The organism is Flavobacteriaceae bacterium (assembly GCA_014075215.1).
Classification (GTDB): domain Bacteria; phylum Bacteroidota; class Bacteroidia; order Flavobacteriales; family Flavobacteriaceae; genus Polaribacter.
In genome coordinates this window covers 382,927-398,806 of sequence record CP046177.1, presented here as the reverse complement: position 1 = coordinate 398,806, position 15,880 = coordinate 382,927, and the positions used below count along the sequence as shown (strand labels likewise).

Here is a 15,880-nt window from a genome sequence, read left to right as displayed (position 1 = left end):
AACAATATCACCAAGCAGATACGTTAGCAAGAGAAAAGACTCTAACTCTTCATCAGAAAAGTTGAACTTTTGCAGATTTTTTCCACAATGATCGAGTAATTCCTGTTTGAAATGTGTAAAGGTGAGTTCAGGCTGAGTTTGAGAAATTAGCTTGGTTTCAAAAATCAATTTCTCCATTGTCTGCAAAAGAATAATGACTGTCTTTGGTGATAATAATATGGTCGAGTAATTTGATATCTATGGTTTTTGCTGCTTTTGAGAGTTTTTCTGTAATTTTTTTATCTGCTAGAGAAGGAGTTGAATTAGAACTGGGATGATTATGACAAAGAATCATAGCGACGGCTCCACAACTTAATGCTGCTATAAGAATCAGGCGTATATCGGTGATGGTCGCTGTTATTGTTCCAGAACTATGAGGGTATAATCCGATGATTTGATTGCTGTTATTAAGAAACAAGATTTTGAACGCTTCTTGGAGTTCCAGAGTGTCAGGGTTCCATAAAGAACGGAGAATTTGAACTGCTTGCCTACTATCCAAAATTTTGAGGCGTTTTTCTGGTGGGATTTCGGGATGGTAAGAAAGTTGTATGGTTGATACAGGAATTTGTTTCAATAGTTTGGATTTGTACTGACTGATGTGAGCGTGTAGTTTTAGGTTAGATGCAGATTGAGGTAATGAGTTCGATTCGAGATCGGATTTCATGAATAAGAGAGAAAAGAAATAAGGAGAGATTTAATAAAAGGATTCTTCTAGGTTGAGGAAGCCAGGAAAGGTAAACAGGTAGCGTTTGCTTCGTTTGGAGAGTTTGAGCGACTTCTTGTTTCGTAAATATGCTTTTCTAAGAGCAAGAATCACAGGACGAGAGGTCATACTCAACACGACCGTTACGCCTTTATCTAAGTAAATTGAGTTCTGCGTATCATAAATAGGTTTGAGCGTTTTGACGACAAACCGATGTGGGTTTTTCATGGAAAAAAGGATTAAAAACACTTTTCACCAAAAAAGAGTGATTTCTGTCTCGCAATGAGTTTCAAATTGGTTTAGGTATTTGTTTTTGCGTTTGGAAAAACCACGTACAAAAAAAGCCCTCTGATGTGTCAGAGAACTCGTAATTTCTTTTGGCGATAAAGCGAAGGGCGGTTTACCCCAGAACCGCATCTCAGCTCAAGGAAGTTTTTAAGATTGAGTTCATTTTTCTACTTCGCTATTCTTGATGATCAGAAATATAAAACACGTACAGCGTGTTTTCTTTTTTCTCGGCTAAAGCACGGTATTTGCGTGTAATTCGGAAATACCAAACATTGGCTGATTTGGGTTTTCGTTTTTTCAGATCAACGACAGTATAATTTCCTGCCAAAATATTGTCTTTGGCTTTGAGGTATTGGGCGACAAGATTCCGTTTTTTCAAAGAAGCAATCACTCCCTTTTTTTCGATGACATTCATCCGCGAAAATCTTCAAAATCGTCATAACCCTCTTCCTGATGCTTCTTGTAGGCAGCAAGTTCCGCTTCGGACAAATCATCAAGGTCTATATTTCGAAGAATAACTTTGCCTGTAGACTGGTAGTAGGCATCAATAAATTCCTCAAAAGTCTCAAAGACCGATTGAGATAATTTTTTCCCTTTTTTTATGGTTATTGTTGTCATAGTAGCTTTATTATAATCAAAGGTACAAAAATTCAAAGAATACTAAGCTGCTCATTATAATCGTCCAAGACATTACTTGGGAGTGATTTCAGGTAAATCTGAGTCGTCGTTAATCTACTGTGACCAAGCATTGCCGAAATAGCTTCCAGCGGAACATTCTGGAACATCGCTTGAGTAGCAAAACTATGACGAGAGACGTAAGAGGTCAACCGTTGGTCAATCCCGCAAAGCAGTGCCAGTTTTTTGAGTCCTTTGTTATAGCGTTTTCTTGCCCAATCTATATCTCTGTATTGCATTTCTAATGATTCTCGTTTGATAATCGGGAAAATAAAGTCCTCCACTTGTTTGTCTTCGGTATAGAATTTTAAAATCTCGTTGAGTTGGGTGGTAATTTTGATGTCGTATACCTTAGAGGTCTTTCTCCGTTGGAATTTGATTCTCCCGTCAACGATATTTTCTAATTTCAGAAAAGCCATATCAATAAACGAAATTCCATAGAGCAAATAAGAGGCTAAAAAATAATTGCGAACATGAAATAACTCATGATCCAGTTTGAGTTGCAATCCCACAATGCTTTTGACATGCTCAAGTGCAATCGCTCTTTTCTCGGTGGGTGTCATTCGAATCTTATAATCAGCAAACGGATAGGCTTCTTTTTCTATCAGTCCTGCTTTGATACCTTTGTTATAAACTGCTCGAATCGTGCGCATATAAGCGGCTAAACCATTGAGAGAATTCCCCTCTTTTGATAAGTAGTGAATTTCAAATTTTTTGAGGTAATCGTAATTGAGTTCATCAAATCGTAGATCTCGATTGTGATTGTATTTTTTGAGTGTTCCCAACACTCCATAATATGACCGAGCATTCCCAAATCGCTGTGATTGCTTCATTTCTTCTACCAAACTATATCCAAAGTCGAAGAATGACTCATAAGAAGCCTGATTCGTCAGTTTGGCTTTGAGTTGATTAATGGATAAAAAATCGAGTTCTCCCTTATCAGCCAAAATATTTATTATATCCATGGCATCAGTTTTTTGTTTTAGCAAAAAATTATTGAGTCGATGAATGGAAGAAACCCCCTTGTATGATTTTTTAACCTGATGATTTCGTTTATCCCAATCACTCTCCAAAATAGAATATCCTAAAGAAATGGAGGTCGTTTTCCGTTTATGGCTGAGCCGTAAAATGATTGGAAATGTGGCATTTTTTTTCTTTCTTCGTGTGTCTAATGTAAGCGTCAGATTGGTTTTCATACCATAAAGGTACTAAAAAATTTGCACTCAATTTGCACTCAGATTGTGATTCTAAATGAAATCATCTGTTCTCATTTATTTTTTAAAACATTGAAAACCAATAAAATAATTATTTTTAAGATTAAAATAAATCAAAAATCCTATTTCTGTTAATCAGAGGGTCCTTGGTTCGAGCCCAAGAGGAGCAGCAGACAGAGAAAGGCTTTGAGAGATTTCATTCTTTCAAAGTCTTTTCATTTGCATATAAAATGGATTATTGTGTTTAATCGCCCTTATTTAAAATCTTCTTTGTTTGCCTAACGAGATTAACGTATAGCTCTTCTTTTTCCCTATAATCCATACTTAAAACCGTTTTTGATGGTGGGTTCATAGCCTGATATTGGTTTAACTTAGGAAATTCCTCAAAGAGACAGGGTTTAAGAATTACAATTAGTATGACTGCACCGTCTTTTTCTGCTGCTTCTAATAAAGGTGGTAATTCATTTTCGGCGATGAACTCTGAACCAAGAAAATCCGTACTGACCAATAATATAGCAACTTTAGTTTTATCAATAGCCTTTCTAATTTCTTTCTTCCATTTTTGTCCTGCTTCTATTTTAGTATCATCCCAAAAGTCAATTTGGCTAAGAAACGGTCTAAAATGCCTTTGAATGTCTTTTAAATACTCCTTATCCAAATGACTATAACTAACAAAAACTTTATTTCTAACGTTCCCTGATGAGGTATTAAATTTTTGGTGGGCTATTTTTGGGAAAGTGTCTATTTCCTGCTTTATGTAGTAAATTAATGTCTCCGCATCCTTTTCTAATTGGCAATTAGGATCTGCTTTTCCTTCGTGGCTTCTATCTCTGTGTACTTGAAGGTCTTTGAGCATTAACACCTGTATTTCATCGAGAAAAATAGCCTTACTCTCGGCAGTATAAAAATCGTGTAGCCTATGCTTAATTTCTTTAAAATCGTCTATTGGCAACCCATTATCAGAGTTCATCAGGACACCACTATAAAAGTCTTTTGCTTCGTTTCTAACTATTTGTTCGTTACTGGTCATTAGGCACATTATTTTTTGAGGGTTTATTTTTTTACGTGAAGTACAAAGCAAATAAATGCATCGTTTACAACTCTATCTTCAATTTCATATATTTTCCATATTACGGTAGAGCCTTTTTGTTGAATTACATCTCCTTTGTTGACTTCAAATTTTTCAGGGAATTGAAACATAATTTTTGAGGAATCTTTTTTATCAGCGTTTTTCATTCCCTGTACTTCAATTATCTCGGCATTATTACATTTATAGTTTTGATGAATCAAGACTGTACTTTTAAAAGTTTCAAATAAAGTTAGAAACCCTTTTCTAAACTCTTTTCCTGCATTAACTGGAATCATTTGTATAATATATTATCAAAATATTGTCTGACAGTTAATAATTTCGGAAAACTAAAAGACAAGCAGTAATTTTATTAAAACATAAGTTGCTGTTAAACGGGTGTTTATGTTTTTAAAAATTGCCTACCCCTATATATGTACCAAATGATATACTTTTTAAGCGTTTTTAGATGTCAGCAACCAATGTCTAAAAGAGGTTAGAATCTTCTACGGGTGTAGGTACAGAGATATAAAAAAATCTAAAAATATTTAAAAACGGAACTAAAAATGGTCGGGGCGTGGGTAAATTTTACTCGTCCGCCCTCGAAAATCTACGGCTGAAACGCAACCACCAAGCCCAAGCATAAACGCTATACAAAATTGGCTTAGAATGGTTATTTGGAAACAATGGAAACAGATAAAGACCAAACTAAGGCATCTCACCAAATTGGGATTAAACAAATCTAAAGCTTGGCAATGGGCAAACATAAGGAAGAGTTATTGGGGATCAAGACTAATTGTTGTGTTTATGCAAAAATTGTAGTTAATCTATAGAGGAAGAATTCTGTGTTTTTGACCCCTCTAAATTGTAATCTAAAGGCTTTGATTTTGGCATTGAAAGATTCTGCCGCTGCATTAGTACTTCTATTAATGAAGTAATTCAATATTGATCTATAGTTAAGCCTGATAGAGTTTGCTATGGTATTAAAAGCCTTGTATGCTGTTTGTTCTACATCTTTATACCAATGCGCTAGTTTTGTATAAGCGACTTGTATTGAGTTTGCTGTGTTGAAGATATTTCTAAGTCCTTGTACGAGCTTAAAAGCTGTTTTGATATCAGGATATCTTTTAAAGAGGATGTTAGCTCTTACTCTTTGATCTTCTGTCCAATTACTTGGTGCTTTGTAGAGTAAGTATCTGCTTCTAGCCAAGAGTTGCTTTATGGTATCTCCATTTTCTAATATTTCAGGGTAATATTCTTTGTTATTGGTTTTGGCAAGTTTGATCCGTTCATTTTCTGTATCTATGGCTTCCCATCGATGTTTGATCCTAATTTCTTGAAGTGCTTCTAGAGCTAGTTTCTGTACATGGAATCTATCGGTTACTTGTATGGCTTTGGGGAAACACCGTTTGGCAATCAGCTTCATGGAGTTCGCCATATCTAGGGTAATTTCTCTGACCTTGTTTCTTTTCGCAGATGAGATTTTAAATAGGTGTTTGATAATAGGTTCTGCTTTGGTAGTAGCTATGATCGCCACAATACTTCCTTTCTTTCCTTTAGCTTTTTTATTGGTAACGATGGTGTAGAGTTCTCCTTTTGATAAGGCTACTTCGTCGATAGATAATCGAGTTCCTATATTCTCAGGGAAGATCAACCACTCTTTGGCATGAGACTTTTCCTTCCACTGTTTAAACTCACTCAAATAATCTCGATACTGCCTTTGGAACTTCTTCCCATTCACGCCATAGATTCTTGCAATGGTTTTGCAATCACTCTTCTCAGTATCGACTAATCTCTTTTAAAAAAGCAGCAAACTCACCTGTCATGCGAGTTCCCTGAGCTACTAGATTCCAATCTCTTTGAATGATTTGCCTAGTCTCTTTATCTAACCATCTACGTCGCCTTACGTGAAGATACACAGTGTTTCCACGCAAAGGAAAGTCTTCAATAGTAATCTCTTTGTGGAAACCATGAGCAATTACATTAGGATTTATGACTTCTTTAGGAACAACATTACGCTCTTCAAAATACAAATGAAGTTCCTCATTTCGATGAGTGTGTCTTACCAAATCAAAATGTTCTACGAGCATCTCAGGTAAGATGAATTTTAAAAGGTCTAAGGATAATTCCAATCTCTGTTTTTTTTTACAAAGATCAAAACTTTAATTCAATCCACACAAAACTTTTGACCCTGATCCCTAATTGCTTCGTTTCACTCGCAAAGACACACTTCATTCAATCTTCAATTAACAATTAATCTTCATCTGAACTCACACACAACTTTTGTGACTGATCCGTTATTGGCATACAGCTAACAGCTTTATACTTGCCACTACCATTACCACAGATCGACTTAGACAAGCAGGCTACATATTTATGCTGGATTATTACCAAAAGGTCAGAGTTAAAACTTAAGGAATCGCCCAGTACGGAATCGTATGCTAGGTGGTGTGAGAGGACAGATAGGGAAATAATCCCTATCTTCCTACTCGATTCTACTCTCTTGAAACGCTTATTTTTATTGAGGTTTACAACGTCATTAAAATTCAAAAAAGTGGTTCGATAGATATTCTTGTTTTTTTATTAAAAAACTCTATTTTTCTTTATTTTTTAAGTTCTATATGGCTCTAGTTTATAACAGCTATTATTTGTATATTTAATACATGAATTTACAAGAAATAAAGCGAGGAATTTCCAAGCTTTCCCAATCTGAAAGGCAGGAATTGTTAAAAGAATTGTCAACATCACCAAAAGATTCAGTTCCAACGGTAAGAAGCCAAGAATCTAGGCGTTTTTTATTAGACAATAAGCTAGGTTGTTGCGCCCATTGCTGGCATCCAAAGTATGTAAAATTTGGTATTGACAAAGGCTCTCAGCGCTATAAGTGTAAATCCTGCAAACGCAGTTTTACAGAATACACAGGTACTTGGATGGCAGGTTTGCAACATAAGGACAAGATTGATGACTACCTTGAATTAATGCTAGAAGAAAAGAGCTTAGATAAGATAAAAGTAGCCTTATCGATAAACAAGAAAACGGCTTTTGACTGGCGTCATAAGATATTAATGCGTATCAAAAATATCAAAATATTGGATTGAAGTATCAAAAATTAATATCAACGCAATTTTAAACTAGAGCCTTCTATATTTATAACTATTTGATTTTTAGAGTTATAAATTTGGTTCGAGCACAGTATGGTAAAACCTATTTAACGTTCAATTCATTTAAGATTTGTAATTTTACGATTGAGTATAGTGTATTCAGCTTAATAGCATAAAATAGTAACTGGGATGAGTGCAAGGAAATCAAATTTTAATCCTGTTTCAATAGAAGCTTACATTGAAATCCATTTAAAAAATAACCCTTCAAAAAATAAAATTGAACTGCAAGAGTCGCTAACTACAATGTTGCAATCTTACAAAGATGGGAAACAATGTAAATGCGGAAATGATATCTGGGTTATAGGTTCTGCTGTATTATTAAAAAAAACAATGTTTCACTTGTATTACAGGCGAGGAATATCCAAATGAAGACTATTTTAAAATTGATGCTGCAATCTATAAACATCAAGATATAGAAGGTAGAAAGCATATTTCTAAAATTCATCCATCAAAATTAAATGGTTTTTTTGATGATAAAGGTTATGAAGTTAATACAGAGCTTATTGAAAAACTTTCGTTATGCGTCCTTTGTGTTAATGATGACAATCCAAAAGAGAAACCAATGTGTGATATAACACGTTATGACCAAAAAGATGAAGATGAATTTATCTGTTATGCATTTAAGAAAAGATCGACCTAAGTTTTATTTACCAACTGTTCCATCTTAAACGATATAGACACCTCACCTGTTTCCTTATTCACATTGACTTTAGGTTTGCTATTATTCTCAAGACTCTTACCTGTACTCATTTGAAATAAGCCAGTTAAAAACTCCATACCTTTAGTCATTACAGCTTCCATTTCTTCAAAATCTGGTGTATTTGTTTGTGGTTCTTTCGATGATAAACTTTCGGAATCATCATCATCATTCGCCTCAAAATTAAGTTCAGTTTGGGCTTCTAAAATTTCTTCTAGTACCAATTCAGATTCTTCTTCAATATCAGACTCAACAGGCATAGTAGTACTTTGATTGATAACTTCTTCAAGTTGTTTAATGAACTGAGATTTCCCTTTTTCTGAAAAATCAACCTCGTCTGTTAAACTGTCTTCGTTTAATACGCCTTCAAAAAGATTTTGCTTCAAAAAGAGTCCAGTGGCAATTTTCATTTCAATAGAATCATAAGACAGCAAATTAAAGACGTGTAGTTTCTGTTTTTTCTGTCCAATTCTATCAATACGCCCAATACGTTGATTTTTCTTGGCGGGATTCCAAGGCAACTCAAAGTTAATAACTGTATCAGCTACCTGCAAGTTAAGCCCTGCCCCACCGGATTCAGTAGATAAGAAGATTTGACAATCGTCATTATCTTCAAATTCTTTTATCAATAAATGCCGCTTTTTCACAGGTACTTTTCCTGTAAGCATAGTAAAAGTTAGCCCTTCTTCTTTTAACATATCGCCAATAAGATTGAGCATGGTTACCCATTCTGAAAAAATAATAATTTTTCTGTTATTATTTTTGATATCTAATCGTTCTATCAAAATATGACGTAGCTCTATTAACTTTGGCGAATGGTGGGATTGCTTATCAATCAAATAACTTGAGTCACAGACCATACGCATGTTGGTAAGTAATAGCATGAGCTTTTGCCAATCATAAGTCGTCTTGAACTTTTTATGTAAAATTTTTGCAATACCGTGAGTAAAACTGGCATGCATTCCCGCCTGTTCATCAGAAAGCTTTACATAAATATCTTTTTGAATCACATTGGGTAACTGATCAAAAACTTCCCGCTTTTCTCTTCGTATTAGAATAGAGCTTAATCGTTTTTTTAAGTTTTGAAGGTTATAGTAGCCGTGAATTTTATTTTTATACTGATTGTCAAAAATGCAATGTTGGTATGAGAATTCCCATTGCGGTGCTAATAATTTCTGGTCTAAAAACTGAACGATGGAATAAATATCTAAAAGCTTATTTTCTAGAGGTGTCCCCGTAATAACTAAGGCATGCTTTTTTTGAATACTTTTAATAGCAATGGCGGTTTTAGTTTCGTAATTTTTTATTTTTTGCGCTTCATCTAAAATCACAAAATCGTAACCTTGTTTATTGATTTCAGATAGATCTCTCAGTACAGTTTCATAGTTAATGATATGGAAATAATCCGTATTACTAGCATAAATTTCGAATCTTTCTTCTGGTAAGCCTTCTACAACGGTAGCACCCTCGTTGCTAAATTTTAAAACTTCATTTTTCCATTGATGTTTTACCGAGGCTGGACAGATAACCAAGGTTTTTTTGAAATCAAAAACATCCTTTTTAAGAATTGCGGTAGAGATGGCTTGTAGCGTTTTTCCAAGCCCCATCTCATCTGCGATAATGACTCCTTTTTTAAATGCTGAAAATTCTACGCCTTCTTTTTGATAGGGGTATAGTGTGGCATTAATTGATGAAAAATCAAAGGTGATTTGTTCTTGAAGTTTTACTAACTCGGTATCTTCAAAATAGGTTTCAATTTTTTCATAAACTTCTTCTCGTATCTTGATGCGGTCTAAATCTCTTGACAGCTGAAAGAAAGAAAAAAATGAGGCGATTTGAGCATTTTCAATATAGGTTTTTTTTCCAAAATAGGAATCTAACACTGCTTGTTCCGCTACTTGTAAATCTTCGGGAAAATACCAAGATATTTTATAATCATTTAGAGGGTCTGTGTAAACCTCAATAAATGGAAATTCTTTCTTTAATTTTTTAGCTTTATTGGGGTGATCTTCTAAATAATTGTAAAGAAATAAAATGTGTTTTGTAGTGCCTAGTTTATTGGTTTTCCAGTCAATATTATTTATATAACCTGTCTTCTTTTCAAAATCTTTAAGCGTAACACGATATGATTTACCTTTTTCATTAATCAAAGTGTGTTCACCATAAAGATTATTGGCCAAAATAACCTTATAGTCCGCTTTTTTGGCTTTATCCATGCGTTCGTCAAGCACACGTTTTATCATACCTTCTCGGGTGTACTTTTTGCCTTCGGAAAGGGTCTTGCCTTTAAATTCTTTTTCAATGGTATAGAGTGCAACTAGACCATATTTATTATTCCAACTTTCATAAGAGCCTTCTAGTTTTAAATCTAGTGTCTCTTCGTCTTCAACGGATAATACTTGTGCAAAAACCTCTTTATCTTTATCTTCTATTTTTAAGGCTACCATTTGTTTACCCTGAGATAAAATTACGTGATTGAAGGTTTCAAAAATAGTTCTTGCTTTTGCTATTTCGGCTTTAGTCAAGATAGTAGCATTCTCTATCTTTTCTATAGTTTTGCGGATGATATCTAACATAGAAAGTCTGTATTTTTGGGTGTAGAAATTTATGATTTATCCTGAAATTATATAAGGTGAAAAGAATGATTTTTATCACTTTATATTAACAATAAGGTTAAGGCTAATACATACGTTTTTCCAAAGCATTTTTCCATCTATAAAATCCCTTTTTGTCATCACTGTAGTCATGGATAATTTTGCTAAAGTTTTTACTTTTACTTTCTAAAAAGGATTGGTGACCATGGCTTCGAATCCAATTTAATTTTTGATTAATTTGTTCTAATTCATTTTTAAAAAGTGGTGTGTCTTTTGAAATATGCCAGACATAAGTAGCTTCTTTGATGTCAAGTGTTTCCAGAACGATATGATATTTTTGTTGCCCTTCCAAACTTTTCCATTTCGCATTTCGAGAGGTTTATAAAGTTGGCTCAGTGTCGATATGTAGTTTTAAGCATCCCACGGTAAATCCAAAGCTAAAAAAATGTGGTCGATTGACCTAATTTTTTAAATAGATTGTTCATTGTTGACATTTATTTCTTCAAAGTATATACTGATATAGTATTACTGTTTATCAACATATATGCTTATGTTTGCATTTTAATTATCAATTCAAGTGTTGATATTATTTCGGAATTATGAAAGATTTGAAACAAAAATTAATGATCGAGCAGATGGATGCCAAGCTCAAGGAGTTTACACCTTTGTTAAAAAACCAACCCCCGGAAAGTGGGTGGCTTAATGCCATAAGAACATTGCTTAAGATGTCCTTTCGTCAATTTGGAAATCGAATAAAGGTTACCCCACAAGGTGCAGAAGGTATAGAGAAAAGAGAAAAAGACGGAAGTATTACCCTAAGAAGTTTAGAAGAAGCAGGTCGAGCTTTAAATATGAAATTGGTTTACGGGTTTGTACCTATGGACGGTTCTATTGAAAAGACCATTGAAAAACGTGCCAGAGAAATTGCATTGGAAATAGTAAAGACAACTTCCAATACCATGGCTCTGGAAGATCAAGAGAACACCAGTAAACGTTTGAAGAAAGCAGTAGAAGATAAAGCCAGGCAATTGGTCTATGAAATGCCACGACACTTATGGGATTAGATTTAGATTACAATAACGGACAAACTCCCATTGATGAAGATAAGAAAGAGGGGTTGCGTATTCCGACCATAACCACACGAGAGGAACTGGAGGAGTTTGAACAGCTTAATATTGAAAAAGCTGTGGAATTTTATCTGCTCAGACGGAAGTTTAAGTTAGATACTATTCTTACCGAAAAGTTTGTATTTGATGTCCACAAAAAAATGTTTGGCGAGGTTTGGGATTGGGCAGGAACCGTTAGAAAGACCAACAAAAATATTGGGGTTGATAAATTTCAACATTATTAAACCAATTGATTGGTAATTGTAGATATTGGATTGAAAACAACACCTTTTCAGAAGATGAAATTGCAATTCGTTTCAAGCATGAATTAGTAGCCATTCATATCTTCCCTAATGGTAATGGACGGCATTCAAGATTGATGGGCGATATTGTCGTCAAACATATTTTTGGTAGACCGATATTTACATGGGGACATAAGGGATTTGGTATATAAAAGTGATGCAAGAGATGATTATATCAAAGCCCTAAGAAAAGCAGATTTTAAAGAGTTATTAGAATTTTCAAGACACTAATATGCCGTATATTACCAAGCTACATATTAATACTGAACGAGTACATCCCTATCCTTACGGTGTGCCTGCAGTAAAATACGCTAAGGATATTGAATTTGCAACAAAAAAGAGGGCAATTATTTAAGAGACTATGCTGCTAACTTTTGGTTATACATATTTAATTCAAATTCGTTAATAGTTTTATAGTTTAAATAGGAATGTCTTCTTTTTTTGTTGTACCAAGTTTCTATCCATTCAAAAATGGAGAGTTCTGTTTGAGATTTTTGTTGATAATTGTGCTTGTATACCCATTCTACTTTTAAAGACTTAAAGAAAGATTCTGTTCCTGCATTATCCCGGCAATTTCCTTTTCTGCTCATAGATTGCTGAACTCATCCATTATAGTTTTTTAGAATATTTCTAAAACATTCACTGGGTTACTGACTACCTCTGTCAAAGTGAAATATGAGTTTTTTAGTTATAGGATTATTGGCTACAGCCATATTCCAAGCTTTTACAAAGGTGTCTTCTTTGATTACGTTATCGCTTAAAGACCATCCTACTATTTTACGACGGTATAAATCAATAATAACGGTTAAGTACAACCAGCCCTGTTTGGTATGGATATAAGTAATATCACTTACCCATACTTGATTTTTGCGTTTAACTTTAAAATTTTGATTTAGTAAATTAGGCGATATGAGGTAATTGTGTTTTGAATCTGAGGTAGCCTTAAATTTACGTGTCCTTACAGCATGCAAATGATTTGCTTTCATAATATGGGCTACAGGTGGTTTTGATACGTTATAGTCTAAAGCTTCTAATTCTGTTTTTATTCTTGGAGACCGATAACTGTGATGACTCATTTCAAATATAGCATGTATTTCGATGGACAGCTTTTGGTTCTCTAACCATAATTTACTAGTACCTGAGCTTAACCAATTATAATAACCGCTTTTACTTACACCTAAGATTTGACACATCTTTTCAACAGGAAATTTCATTTTATGCTTTTTTATAAATCTAAATTTTTCCTGTCGCTCGTTGAAAAGATGCTGATCGCCTTTTTTAGAATATCACACTCTAATTCCATATCTGGTAATTGTTTCTTTAAACGAGCTATTTCTTTTTCCTCGTCTGTTTGCTTGGGATTACCCTTTCCCGGAAAACTATTTTTGCCATACTTTTTTTCTTCTCTACGCCAACGAAATAGAACCAAATAAGGAATATCTAATTCCTGGCAAACCTGTTTTACATTGCCGCGGGCATAACTTAATTCTACAGCTTTTTGTTTAAATGTGGGACTGTAATTACGTTTTTGTTTTTTCATAATTCAAAGTTAATTACGTTAACTCTAAATCTCGCTCCTTTATGTCCAGGCTAATGTAGTAAGTTCACATAAACCATCTGCCTGTTTATCAAACTCAAAGAACGAAACTCTTTCCCCCAATTGAAATATCTTGGAAAGATGACATGTACTAATGCTAAAATAATCAATAAGATACCTGCTATTTTAAGATGGAGTTCCATATTATTTCAAAATAAAAGTATTGACAAACGGAGTGAACTTAATTTGCTTTTCAATTTTGAAATCTGACTGATTAAAGATTTTCAACCAACTTTTTAAAGTGAAAAAGTGAAAAAAGCTCGCTGAGTAAGCTATGAAATTAGGAACATCCCTCAAATGTTCCGTAACGATCATTTTCCCTGGCGGTTTTAATATCCGTTTTAATTCCTTGAAAAATAATAATCGTTCATTAAAATCTCTAATTTCATGAGCAGAAAAAATAAGAAATACCACATCCACAGAATTATCTGCCAAGTCTAAACTGTCGGTTTTTATTGATTTAGTTTCAGGAAGTGAAGGATATGCTTTTCTGGCTCGTTTTATCGATACTTCGGTATGAACTTCAGGATTATAAAAATCAAAAATATGTAGTTCGCAATTCGGATATTTCTCCTTTAGCAATTTACTTGTTTCATCAAATCCAGCATGAATATTAATAAGTTTAGACTCTTTCTCAATATCAAGAGTATTTAACCACTCTAATCTATAAAAGCCTGAAAGATCATATATGCACCAAGATACAATTAATGAAACAAGAATTGTGATTAATGCAATAAAGATGAATATCTTTCCCACGAATTGCAAATTCTCACCTAAAATGGGAATAGCTAAAAAAGAACCAAAAATTATAACAAAAGCTATAATATAAAAATGCCAGTTAAAGCGTATAATATTCCAAACACCTTGAAATGGTTTTCTTAATTTTCCCATAATTCATACCTCCCTTTTTTCCAATAATAAGAGATGTCATTAATGATAAATGCGTTTGCTAATATCGGACTATTAAGATTAAGAGTTTTCAAAAATGAAATTTTGTAGTCTATTACCTTTATTGGTTTTGGTTTCCAGTTTTGTCTAACGCCTTGAATAATGAGAACCTTTTTATTTTCTTCATTATGAGTAAATTAAAAGGTAATGGGCCAGCAAACTTTCTAGCTTCCTTCCAGTCTGCAAAAGGTGATTCTTCTGGCAATGGGATATTTTCAGAATTTTCACTTACCACAATCCTAAAATCTGACTTGTTGGACTCTATCTGTTTATGATTATCAATGGAAGTAATCTTAATGTCAGTTGTGCCATAATTATAATGAGTGAATATGTTTCCTAGGAACTCCATCTTCTTTTTATCAGTTTCAGATTTTAAAATATATAGCCCCCGATATTTTTTGCCTTTGGTATTCGTAAAGTTTACAAAAGCACGATAACCAATTAAGAAAAAATCATTCCCTATAAATTTTGGAAAGCCTTTTGGACGAAGGTTTTTTGTTTGAACCATCGCTACAGCTATAAATGCCCATTTATCTTTAAATGTTTCCAACTGTAAGCATTCAGGAATAAGATGTTGTAAGTCATTTTTTTGGATAGCAAATGTCAGCACTAAAGAACTTTCAAAAAATGCTTCTACAGCAAAAGGATGATTTTTAAAAAATGAAAGCATTATGATTTATCAGGTTTTGACTTGAAAATAAACTCGTTGTAATAAATCAACAAAATAAATAATAATGCAAAAACTGAATTCCATTTACCCCATAACAATAAATCTGGAACAATAATGAATTCTAAAATATTCATAGTTACTATTATGATAATCTGTACTATTGCATTTATTCTTGAACAAAAACGGCTTACAATCCAAACTGCCATAATGATTTCAGAAAAGCCTATTAATTTTGTGAACAGCACGGCATGTTCATCACCTAAAATTCTGCTGACAATTTCCTGATGTCTTGGAACAAGGTTTAAAACTTTGTATAGTAATCCATTGGCAAGCCAAATCAGAGCAATTAGATACGTAATAAAAGATACATGTTTCATTGATTTGCCTCAGCCTTTATTTTTATTGCTCCGTTTCGTTTGATTAAAAATACTTTCATGTATCTTTTAAAAATATTGCATCAATAAATTTTCCTAGTATTCCATAAGGGGATTTATAATCAAAGATATCTATCATTGAAGTTTGACCATTATTTTCCTTAAATATATGTTCATGACGAAAAGATTTAAAAACACACACAAGGAAGAGTTATTGGCATACAGCTAACAGCTTTATACTTGCCACTACTATTACCACAGACCGACTTAGACAAGCAGGCTACCTATTTATGCTGGATTATTACCAAAAGGTCAGAGTTAAAACTTAAGGAATCGACCAGTACGGAACCGTATACCGGGTGGTGTGAGAGGACAGATAGGGAAATAATCCCTATCTTCCTACTCGATTTGAGTTTTTGGAGTATGCTAATGCACACTTTAGATGC

16 protein-coding genes and 3 pseudogenes are annotated in these 15,880 nt (G+C 33.7%); 4 read left to right on the top strand and 15 right to left on the bottom strand.

Annotated elements, in window-relative coordinates; translation table 11 throughout:
* Positions 1 to 157 precede the first annotated feature (157 nt).
* From GKR88_02105 to GKR88_02065, 9 genes are all read right to left on the bottom strand, one after another.
* A complete protein-coding gene (locus GKR88_02105; protein QMU66615.1) occupies positions 158 to 604 on the bottom strand; it encodes a DNA repair protein in 447 nt (148 codons plus the stop codon).
* Between the two features lie 129 nt (positions 605 to 733).
* Positions 734 to 970, bottom strand: coding sequence for a hypothetical protein (locus GKR88_02100; protein QMU63183.1), 237 nt, complete (start codon positions 968 to 970; stop codon positions 734 to 736).
* Between the two features lie 235 nt (positions 971 to 1,205).
* The gene (locus tag GKR88_02095) at positions 1,206 to 1,445 is read right to left on the bottom strand and encodes a hypothetical protein (GenBank protein QMU63182.1); all 240 of its coding nucleotides are present in this window, start codon (positions 1,443 to 1,445) and stop codon (positions 1,206 to 1,208) included.
* Positions 1,442 to 1,648, bottom strand: a complete 207-nt coding sequence (locus tag GKR88_02090) for a hypothetical protein (protein QMU63181.1) — start codon at positions 1,646 to 1,648, stop codon at positions 1,442 to 1,444. Before GKR88_02090 ends, GKR88_02095 begins: the two co-directional genes overlap by 4 nt.
* A 32-nt stretch (positions 1,649 to 1,680) precedes the next feature.
* Entirely contained in the window at positions 1,681 to 2,901 is a 1,221-nt protein-coding gene (locus GKR88_02085) for a tyrosine-type recombinase/integrase (protein ID QMU63180.1), read from the bottom strand.
* Between the two features lie 262 nt (positions 2,902 to 3,163).
* Positions 3,164 to 3,958, bottom strand: coding sequence for a TIR domain-containing protein (locus tag GKR88_02080; protein ID QMU63179.1), 795 nt, complete (start codon positions 3,956 to 3,958; stop codon positions 3,164 to 3,166).
* A 14-nt stretch (positions 3,959 to 3,972) separates the two neighbouring features.
* The gene (locus tag GKR88_02075) at positions 3,973 to 4,284 is read right to left on the bottom strand and encodes a hypothetical protein (GenBank protein QMU63178.1); all 312 of its coding nucleotides are present in this window, start codon (positions 4,282 to 4,284) and stop codon (positions 3,973 to 3,975) included.
* A gap of 506 nt (positions 4,285 to 4,790) precedes the next feature.
* Positions 4,791 to 5,744: a DDE transposase gene (locus GKR88_02070; protein ID QMU63177.1), complete on the bottom strand. Its 954-nt coding sequence runs from the start codon at positions 5,742 to 5,744 to the stop codon at positions 4,791 to 4,793.
* Positions 5,745 to 5,763: 19 nt separating this feature from the next.
* Positions 5,764 to 6,117 carry a transposase gene (locus GKR88_02065; GenBank protein ID QMU63176.1) on the bottom strand — a complete coding sequence of 118 codons (354 nt, stop codon included), beginning with the start codon at positions 6,115 to 6,117 and terminating at the stop codon, positions 5,764 to 5,766.
* A 531-nt stretch (positions 6,118 to 6,648) separates the two neighbouring features.
* Here GKR88_02065 and GKR88_02060 point away from each other — a divergent pair.
* Positions 6,649 to 7,083 (top strand): hypothetical protein, encoded by a 435-nt coding sequence (locus GKR88_02060; protein ID QMU63175.1) that lies wholly within the window; start codon positions 6,649 to 6,651, stop codon positions 7,081 to 7,083.
* A gap of 192 nt (positions 7,084 to 7,275) precedes the next feature.
* Positions 7,276 to 7,515: a hypothetical protein gene (locus GKR88_02055; GenBank protein QMU63174.1), complete on the top strand. Its 240-nt coding sequence runs from the start codon at positions 7,276 to 7,278 to the stop codon at positions 7,513 to 7,515.
* Between the two features lie 267 nt (positions 7,516 to 7,782).
* Here GKR88_02055 and GKR88_02050 read toward each other — a convergent pair whose 3' ends face one another.
* Together GKR88_02050 and GKR88_02045 are read right to left on the bottom strand one after the other, a co-directional pair.
* On the bottom strand, positions 7,783 to 10,419 hold the full coding sequence (locus tag GKR88_02050) for a helicase (protein QMU63173.1): 2,637 nt from the start codon (positions 10,417 to 10,419) through the stop codon (positions 7,783 to 7,785).
* Positions 10,420 to 10,522: 103 nt separating this feature from the next.
* Positions 10,523 to 10,789, bottom strand: coding sequence for a hypothetical protein (locus tag GKR88_02045; protein QMU63172.1), 267 nt, complete (start codon positions 10,787 to 10,789; stop codon positions 10,523 to 10,525).
* Positions 10,790 to 11,036: 247 nt separating this feature from the next.
* Here GKR88_02045 and GKR88_02040 point away from each other — a divergent pair, with 247 nt between their 5' ends.
* Positions 11,037 to 11,501, top strand: coding sequence for a mobile mystery protein A (locus GKR88_02040; protein QMU63171.1), 465 nt, complete (start codon positions 11,037 to 11,039; stop codon positions 11,499 to 11,501).
* A pseudogene (locus tag GKR88_02035) lies at positions 11,492 to 12,076 on the top strand (mobile mystery protein B). Before GKR88_02040 ends, GKR88_02035 begins: the two are co-directional and overlap by 10 nt.
* Before the next feature lie 128 nt (positions 12,077 to 12,204).
* On the opposite strand, the pseudogene GKR88_02030 reads toward GKR88_02035, so the two are convergent.
* The 4 genes and pseudogenes from GKR88_02030 to GKR88_02015 all read right to left on the bottom strand — a co-directional run bounded on the left by GKR88_02030 (position 12,205) and on the right by GKR88_02015 (position 15,437).
* A pseudogene (locus GKR88_02030) lies at positions 12,205 to 13,385 on the bottom strand (IS3 family transposase).
* A 201-nt stretch (positions 13,386 to 13,586) separates the two neighbouring features.
* A complete protein-coding gene (locus GKR88_02025; GenBank protein QMU63170.1) occupies positions 13,587 to 14,333 on the bottom strand; it encodes a methyltransferase domain-containing protein in 747 nt (248 codons plus the stop codon).
* Positions 14,321 to 15,060 (bottom strand): annotated as a pseudogene (locus GKR88_02020) (hypothetical protein). Before GKR88_02020 ends, GKR88_02025 begins: the two are co-directional and overlap by 13 nt.
* Positions 15,060 to 15,437, bottom strand: coding sequence for a hypothetical protein (locus GKR88_02015; GenBank protein QMU63169.1), 378 nt, complete (start codon positions 15,435 to 15,437; stop codon positions 15,060 to 15,062). Before GKR88_02015 ends, GKR88_02020 begins: the two are co-directional and overlap by 1 nt.
* Positions 15,438 to 15,880: the final 443 nt, after the last annotated feature.

Bases quoted from the DNA above. Each gene is read 5' to 3' on its own strand.
- GKR88_02100 (QMU63183.1), bottom strand. From the start codon at position 970: ATGAAAAACCCACATCGGTTTGTCGTCAAAACGCTCAAACCTATTTAT.
- GKR88_02095 (QMU63182.1), bottom strand. From the start codon at position 1,445: ATGAATGTCATCGAAAAAAAGGGAGTGATTGCTTCTTTGAAAAAACGG.
- GKR88_02090 (QMU63181.1), bottom strand. From the start codon at position 1,648: ATGACAACAATAACCATAAAAAAAGGGAAAAAATTATCTCAATCGGTC.
- GKR88_02085 (QMU63180.1), bottom strand. From the start codon at position 2,901: ATGAAAACCAATCTGACGCTTACATTAGACACACGAAGAAAGAAAAAA.
- GKR88_02080 (QMU63179.1), bottom strand. From the start codon at position 3,958: ATGTGCCTAATGACCAGTAACGAACAAATAGTTAGAAACGAAGCAAAA.
- GKR88_02075 (QMU63178.1), bottom strand. From the start codon at position 4,284: ATGATTCCAGTTAATGCAGGAAAAGAGTTTAGAAAAGGGTTTCTAACT.
- GKR88_02060 (QMU63175.1), top strand. From the start codon at position 6,649: ATGAATTTACAAGAAATAAAGCGAGGAATTTCCAAGCTTTCCCAATCT.
- GKR88_02055 (QMU63174.1), top strand. From the start codon at position 7,276: ATGAGTGCAAGGAAATCAAATTTTAATCCTGTTTCAATAGAAGCTTAC.
- GKR88_02050 (QMU63173.1), bottom strand. From the start codon at position 10,419: ATGTTAGATATCATCCGCAAAACTATAGAAAAGATAGAGAATGCTACT.
- GKR88_02040 (QMU63171.1), top strand. From the start codon at position 11,037: ATGAAAGATTTGAAACAAAAATTAATGATCGAGCAGATGGATGCCAAG.
- GKR88_02025 (QMU63170.1), bottom strand. From the start codon at position 14,333: ATGGGAAAATTAAGAAAACCATTTCAAGGTGTTTGGAATATTATACGC.
- GKR88_02015 (QMU63169.1), bottom strand. From the start codon at position 15,437: ATGAAACATGTATCTTTTATTACGTATCTAATTGCTCTGATTTGGCTT.